General features: G+C 59.2%; 6 protein-coding genes. 2 read left to right on the top strand and 4 right to left on the bottom strand.

The genetic code is table 11. The features are described 5' to 3' along the window. Together AC1DLB_RS18530 and gnd are read right to left on the bottom strand one after the other, a co-directional pair. Positions 1-923, bottom strand: a 923-nt coding sequence (locus AC1DLB_RS18530) for a glucose-6-phosphate dehydrogenase (NADP(+)) (RefSeq protein ID WP_477785410.1), incomplete at its 3' end; no start/stop codon positions are given. After that, positions 920-1,900 (bottom strand): phosphogluconate dehydrogenase (NAD(+)-dependent, decarboxylating), encoded by a 981-nt coding sequence (gene gnd, locus AC1DLB_RS18525; protein WP_018926087.1) that lies wholly within the window; start codon positions 1,898-1,900, stop codon positions 920-922. The genes AC1DLB_RS18530 and gnd, both read right to left, overlap by 4 nt. 272 nt (positions 1,901-2,172) lie before the next feature. Between gnd and AC1DLB_RS18520 the strand changes: the two genes are divergently transcribed. Beyond that, on the top strand, positions 2,173-2,355 hold the full coding sequence (locus tag AC1DLB_RS18520) for a DUF6026 family protein (protein ID WP_018926088.1): 183 nt from the start codon (positions 2,173-2,175) through the stop codon (positions 2,353-2,355). A gap of 194 nt (positions 2,356-2,549) precedes the next feature. After that, a complete protein-coding gene (locus tag AC1DLB_RS18515) occupies positions 2,550-4,295 on the top strand; it encodes a phosphoethanolamine transferase CptA (protein WP_477743025.1) in 1,746 nt (581 codons plus the stop codon). A gap of 65 nt (positions 4,296-4,360) precedes the next feature. Here the strand turns inward: AC1DLB_RS18515 and AC1DLB_RS18510 are convergent, their stop codons facing one another. Both AC1DLB_RS18510 and zapE read right to left on the bottom strand, forming a co-directional pair. Then, complete coding sequence (locus AC1DLB_RS18510) at positions 4,361-4,852, bottom strand: GNAT family N-acetyltransferase (RefSeq protein WP_018926090.1); 492 nt, start codon at positions 4,850-4,852, stop codon at positions 4,361-4,363. Positions 4,853-4,982: 130 nt separating this feature from the next. Continuing rightward, positions 4,983-6,101: a cell division protein ZapE gene (gene zapE, locus AC1DLB_RS18505; RefSeq protein WP_064618122.1), complete on the bottom strand. Its 1,119-nt coding sequence runs from the start codon at positions 6,099-6,101 to the stop codon at positions 4,983-4,985. Between the last annotated feature and the right edge of the window lie 81 nt (positions 6,102-6,182).

The raw sequence follows: 6,182 nt of genomic DNA, 5'->3' as shown, positions 1-6,182 counted from the left end.
GTGTATTGGCCGCGCACTGAGTTGGCTCGCGCTTCCTCGATCGACCAGGGGCGAATCGCGCCGATGACTTTGGCCTTCTCGCCACGTACCGCATCGGCGCCAAACGCCGCCGGTGGTTCCATGGCGACCATCGCCAATAATTGGAACAGGTGATTAGGCACCATGTCCCGCAGGGCGCCGGTGACCTCATAAAAACTGCCACGGGTTTCCACGCCGACGGTTTCAGCGGCGGTGATTTGTACGTGATCGATGTAATGGTTGTTCCAGAAGGCTTCGAACAGGCTGTTGGAGAACCGGCTGACCAGAATGTTCTGCACGGTTTCCTTGCCCAGATAGTGATCGATCCGGTAGATCTGCTTTTCCGTCATCACTTTGAGCAAGCACGCGTTCAAGGCTTCGGCGGTATACAGATCCGAGCCGAAAGGCTTTTCGATCACCACCCTTCTGAACGCTTCAGGGGCTTCTTGCAACAATCCGGCAGCCCCGAGACGCCGCACCACTTCGCTGAAAAAGCGCGGGGCGGTAGCAAGGTAGAAGATGGCGTTGCCGGTGCCGCTGGCGTCGATTTTCGCCGCCAGCGCGTCATAAGTGCGCTCATCCAGGAAATCGCCCTGGACGTAGCTGATGTGTTTGGCCAATTTGGCCCACAACGCCGGATCAAGGGCGTGATCGCCCTTGCCGACCTTGGCTGCCACTTCCGCCCGAATGAAATCTTCGAGTTTTTTGGCAAAGGCTTCGTCACTGATGGCGTTGTGATCAACGCCGACGATCCGCAGTCCATTCCCCAGCAAACCATCGCGACTCAAGTTGTACAGCGCCGGCATCAGCAGGCGCTTGACCAGATCACCATGGGCACCGAACAAAAACAGCGTGGTGGGCGGTGCGGGTTCTGCCTTGGATTTCCTGCGGATCACGTGGGTCATTTTTTCGCAGTCTCCACATGGCCGCCGAAGCCGAAGCGCTGGGCCGAGAGAATCTTGTCGCCAAAGTTGCCTTGCCCGCGCGAACGGTAGCGAGAGAACAGCGAGTTCGACAGCACCGGTACCGGCACCGCTTGTTCCATGGCGGCTTCGATGGTCCAGCGCCCTTCACCGCTGTCCGCCACTTCACCCGAGTAGCCGTCGAGTTTCGGATCGGACGCCAGCGCATCGGCGGTCAGGTCAAGCAGCCAGGACGAGACCACGCTGCCACGACGCCAGACTTCGGCGATGTCGGCCACGTTCAGGTCGAAACGCTGATCTTCCGGCAGGTTGGTGCTGGCTTTGGTCTTGAGGATGTCGAAGCCTTCGGCGAAGGCCTGCATCATTCCGTATTCGATGCCGTTATGGATCATCTTGACGAAGTGGCCGGCGCCGGCGGGGCCTGCGTGGATGTAACCGCGCTCGGCGCGATCGTCATCGGACTTGCGATCCTTGGTGCGCGGAATGTCGCCCATACCCGGGGCCAGGGACTCGAACAACGGGTCAAGACGCTTAACCGTCTCGGCATCGCCGCCGATCATCATGCAGTAGCCACGTTCCAGGCCCCAGACGCCGCCGGAGGTGCCGACGTCGATGTAATGCAGACCTTTTTCCGACAGGGTTTTGGCCCGACGGATATCGTCCTTATAGAAGGTGTTGCCGCCATCAATGATGGTATCGCCCGCTTCAAGCAAGGTGCTCAGTGTGTCGATGGTGTCTTCGGTCGGTGCGCCGGCGGGCAGCATGACCCACACCGCGCGCGGCTTGGCCAGGCCAGCGACCAGGGCTGGCAAGTCGGCGACGCCGGTGGCGCCCTCTTCGGCCAGGGTATCGACAAAAGCGGTATTGCGGTCGTAAACAACGGTGGTGTGCCCGTTGAGCATCAGGCGCCGCGCAATATTACCGCCCATGCGGCCCAGTCCAATAATCCCGAGTTGCATGTACTGATGCTCCCTACTACAAATAAAGTGTGTCTAAGGTTATAGCCCAACGCGACTAGTGAAGGTTAGTCCAGAGCGGCGGGATGAAGTTTCCGGGCATTGTGCCCGATCCAGACTGATAACGTCGGGAATCGTGCCGAAGACACAACGACCATGAAAAATAAAAAAGTTCCCTTCAGGGGCAAAAGAAATCAAAATTGGCGCCGATAGTAAGTGAGCACCCGATTTCGGGAGTCGACTTACAGTTGATACCGCCATTTGCGAGGTGAGCAATGGGCACCGTACACACAGCACTGCCAGCACAAACCCTTTACGTCACGATCCGTCGCGATGAACTGCGCCAGTTGAAAGAGGAGCGCGATCAGTTGAAGCGGGAAGTTGCGCAATTGCGCCTGCTGACCCAAGGCAATCAGGCTCAGCCCTTGCCCGTCACCCAACGTGCTCCTCACGCCTGATCTCCTCGCTTGAGTCGGAAGCGGCCCAGCGCTGTTTCTGACTCGCTGCAATCCTGTCCGCTGCGACAACTCACAAAGTTTTCACACTTGCTTGGCGATACTCCGGCCCTTTGTGGCTGCTTGCTTTGCGAGCGGCATCCGTTCGTCTGCGACAAGGAGAGTGCCGACGGCCGATCATCAGGCTGGAGTGTTGAATGGCTTTGCTTAAACGCAGCAAAACGTCTGCGAATGGTTTTGATTGGGCAGGATTACTCTGGTTATTTCTGTTCTTCTGGTATTTCTCCGGTATCACCCAACTACTGATTCAACTGACTGGCACCTCCGGTTTTAGCGGGTTCCGCCAGGCTTTTGTGATGAGCGCCATTTGGCTCGCGCCGATGCTGTTGTTCCCCAAACAAACCCGTGTGATGTCCGCGCTGATCGGTGTGGTGCTGTGGGCCTGTTCGATGGCCAGCCTGGGTTATTTCTTCATCTATCAGCAGGAATTTTCCCAGAGCGTCATCTTCATCATGTTCGAATCGAACGTGTCTGAAGCCGGCGAATACCTGACGCAGTATTTTGCCTGGTGGATGGTGCTGGCGTTCCTCGCCCACACTGCATTCGCGTACTTCCTTTGGACCCGCGTGCGTCCGGTGTACCTGCCACGCGTCCAGGCGCTGATCGCAGCGACGGCGATTGTGCTGGCCGTGATCGGTTACCCGCTGATCAAGCAGACCGCGCACACCGGCAGCCTGGCGGAAGGCTTCGAGAAATTCGAAACCCGCATCGAGCCCGCGGTGCCATGGCAGATGGCCGTGGCCTATCACCGTTACCTCGGTACCCTGGGCAGCATGCAAGGCATGCTCGACAGCGCCAGCAAGATCCCGCCGCTGAAGAACTTCACCGACTCGATGGCCAATCAGCCGGCGACCCTGGTGCTGGTGATCGGCGAGTCCACCAACCGTCAGCGCATGAGCCTGTACGGCTACCCGCGGGAAACCACCCCGGAACTGGATAAGCTCAAGGACCAACTGGCGGTTTTCAATAACGTCATTACCCCACGCCCCTACACCATCGAAGCGCTGCAGCAGGTGCTGACGTTCGCCGACGAAGAAAACCCGGACCTCTACCTGACGACGCCGTCATTGGTCAGCATGATGAAACAGGCGGGTTACAAAACCTTCTGGATCACCAACCAGCAGACCATGACCAAGCGCAACACCATGCTCACGACCTTCTCCGAACAGGCCGACGAGCAGGCGTACCTGAACAACAACCGCAACCAGAACGCCGCCCAGTACGACGGCGATGTGATCGAGCCGTTCAACAAGGCGCTGGCCGATGCGGCGCCACGCAAGCTGATCGTCGTGCATTTGCTCGGCACGCACATGAGCTACCAGTACCGTTACCCGCCGACGTTCAACAAGTTCACCGACCGCAAAGGCGTGCCGGACGGCGTGCGTGACGATCAGGTGCCGACGTACAACAGCTATGACAACGCGGTGCTGTACAACGACTTCGTGGTCTCGAGCCTGATCAAGGACTACGCCAAGACTGATCCGAACGGCTTCCTGCTGTACCTCTCCGACCACGGCGAAGACGTGTTCGACTCCGCTGGCCACAACACCCTGGGCCGCAACGAGAACAAGCCGACCGCACCGATGTACACCATTCCATTCATGGCCTGGGCCTCGCCGAAATGGCGCGAAACCCATGACTGGAGTTTTGCCGCTGATCTGGGTCGACCGTACAGCAGCTCCCAGCTGATTCACACCTGGGCGGATCTGGCCGGCCTGAGTTTCGATGAACTGGACCGCAGCAAAAGCCTGGTCAGCGACAGCTTCAAGCCTCGGCCATTGATGATCGGCAACCCTTACGAGCGTGAGCTGCGGCCGTTGATCGACTTCAGCCTGATAAAACCCAAGGTCGCGCCTGTCACCCCGGCGGTCGTTCAGCAGTAGTTTTGAGGGGCCGACAAATGACTTAAGGGCGTCCTGATCGACGCCCTTTTTTATGGCTCGGAGGACTAAAGCGCTTTGGTCCAGAACAGCATCCGGCCGTGCGCCGGGTCGAACATGCCGGGTGAAAAACCGAATTTGCCATAAGACGCCTGGGCCACTGGATTGCCCTCCAGCACTTCCAGGGTGATTTTGCAGCAGCCGCGCTGACGTGCGATGTCCTCGACTTTGTGCAGCATTTTCTGGCTCAGTCCCAACCCGCGAAACTTCGACACCACGACCACATCGTGCACGTTGACCAATGGCCGACAGGCAAAGGTCGAAAAGCCTTCGAAGCAATTGACCAGCCCTGCCGGCTCGCCACCGACAAACGCCAATACACTGAAGGCATGGGGCCGCTTGGCCAGCTCCCCCGGCAGTTGTTGCAACACATGGGTGGGCAACGACTTACCGCCACCCATCGGGTCTTCGGCGTAATGGTTCAATACAAGACAAATCGCCTCGGCATGTGTCGGGTTGCTGTAACTGGCCTGAAGCACAAGAATTTCTGCGGATTCCATTTCCACCCTCGATCACACATGAAGTTGCCCCAGTTCGCTTCTTGCGCACTGAAAGGTCCTGCGACCTTATCGCGAGCGCCGGGGTGCCGACAACTGGATCCTCTCGCCCCGTTGCACCTTCTCCCGGACATCAAGCCTCGGCAAAACGTTTTAGCTGCATCTCCTGCAAACGGCTGAGGGTGCGGCGAAACGGGAATTCCAGATAACCCTCGGTGTACAACGCCTCCATCGGTACCTGCGCTTCGAGGTACAGCGGCACCTTGCGGTCGTAGCACTCGTCCACCAGGGCAATGAACCGCCGCACACCGTCGTCATGCACCGACAATTGCGGCAACTCGCGATCCCCCGCCGCCACCCGCTCGACACCGTCTTCAGTGCCGCGGGCGATGCGCCCTTCGCGTTTTTGCGCGCTGAGATTGGGCACGTCACTCAACAGAATAGCGCTGAAGGTGTCGCACAGGGCCATGAAGTCCATGGCGGCAAAAGGCTGCTCGCAGACCTCGGCGTAACGGCACCAGAGCACGGTTCGACTGGCCTGCATGACATTGACCGAACGGTAGCCGATCTGCACCGGATCGCTGGACAGCGTCTGGCCGACGGTCAGGGCCTTGAACACGTCGCCAAGGGCACCGGGCTGACCCGGAACGTTCACCCAGTAACGCTGCAGGCCGGCGCCGGGGTGCAGACGATGATCTTCTCCACCGTCCACCGCAATCACCTGCATGTGTTGCTTGATCGCGCTAATCGCCGGCACAAAGCGGTCGCGGTTGAAGCCATCGGCGTACAGCTGATCCGGCGGTTGGTTGGAGGTACAGACCACCACCACGCCTTGCTCGAACATCACCTGAAACAAACGCCCGAGAATGATCGCGTCACCGATGTCGTTGACGAACAGTTCATCGAAACACAGCACCCGCACTTCCTGGCTCAGCTCGCGGGCCAGGGCCTTCAGCGGGTCGGCGGTACCGGTCAACTGGAAGGAGCGCTGATGCACCCAACCCATAAAGTGGTGAAAGTGCTGCCGCCGGGCCGGGACGCGCAGGTTTTGATAGAACTGATCCATCAACCAGGTCTTGCCCCGCCCGACCGGGCCCCAGAGGTACACGCCGGTGATGGGCGCGCGGCCTTCCTGCAAGGCTTCGTGGCATTTTTGCAGCGCCCACACGGCATGTTCCTGGGCTTCGTCCTGGACGAAGCCCTTCTGTTCGATGGCGTGTTGCCAGGCGCTTAAGGGAGAGTCGACATTCATGCGCGGCAGTATACGTCTCTATAGCGGCTCGCCAAGCCCGGGCCGTAGCAGCTGCGTCGCGGTGCTCGACAGCTGCTACAT

It is taken from the genome of Pseudomonas sp. 05N434 (assembly GCF_056396965.1).
The sequence above is the reverse complement of the archived record's forward strand: the minus strand, read 5'-3'. Positions and strand labels throughout refer to the sequence as shown.

Excerpts from the sequence above, each read along its gene's own strand:
- gnd (WP_018926087.1), bottom strand. The coding sequence starts at position 1,900 with ATGCAACTCGGGATTATTGGACTGGGCCGCATGGGCGGTAATATTGCG.
- AC1DLB_RS18520 (WP_018926088.1), top strand. The coding sequence starts at position 2,173 with ATGGGCACCGTACACACAGCACTGCCAGCACAAACCCTTTACGTCACG.
- AC1DLB_RS18515 (WP_477743025.1), top strand. The coding sequence starts at position 2,550 with ATGGCTTTGCTTAAACGCAGCAAAACGTCTGCGAATGGTTTTGATTGG.
- AC1DLB_RS18510 (WP_018926090.1), bottom strand. The coding sequence starts at position 4,852 with ATGGAATCCGCAGAAATTCTTGTGCTTCAGGCCAGTTACAGCAACCCG.
- zapE (WP_064618122.1), bottom strand. The coding sequence starts at position 6,101 with ATGAATGTCGACTCTCCCTTAAGCGCCTGGCAACACGCCATCGAACAG.